Source organism: Mesorhizobium sp. M7A.F.Ca.ET.027.03.2.1 (genome assembly GCF_003999175.1).
GTDB lineage: Bacteria > Pseudomonadota > Alphaproteobacteria > Rhizobiales > Rhizobiaceae > Mesorhizobium.
The window spans coordinates 1-488 of sequence record NZ_RZOM01001864.1; the positions used below are offsets into that span (position 1 = coordinate 1).

Here is a 488-nt window from a genome sequence, read left to right on the forward strand (position 1 = left end):
GCACGCCGACACTCAAGGTCACACCAGTGTAGTCCGGTTCGCAAGCAAGCGCGGGGGTTGCGGCTGACACCATGAGCGCGCCGACCAATGTTGCGAGTTTGTGTACCATGCCAGTTCTCCTCCTTTGAAACACGAAGCTATTTGATTGAACCTGCGAGCAACCCGGACCGCATCATGCGGCCGAGCAGAGCCGCGACGAACATCATCGGAACGATCGAGATGAGTGTGGCCGCCGATATTGCCCACCATTCGTCTCCGCGACTGGATACCTGTCCGGCGAGAACCACGGGCAGCGTTTGCCACCGAGACGTGGTGAGCAGCAGAGCAAAGAGAAACTCGTTCCAGATGAAGGCCAGCACGATCATGAAAGTGGCCAACATCCCAGGTCGGACCATCGGCAGCACGATCTCGAAGAAGATCCGCCAGCGCGGCACGTCGTCCACGAGCGCCGCCTCCTCGACCTCCAAGGGCACGCTTTTGAAGAAGTC

The 488-nt window shown here is 59.4% G+C and carries 1 protein-coding gene; it reads right to left on the reverse strand.

All coding sequences use genetic code 11. The annotated features are described in order from the left end of the window. Positions 1–137 precede the first annotated feature (137 nt). The coding region (locus EN750_RS38500; protein WP_145968398.1) for an ABC transporter permease subunit at positions 138–488 on the reverse strand (351 nt) is incomplete at its 5' end.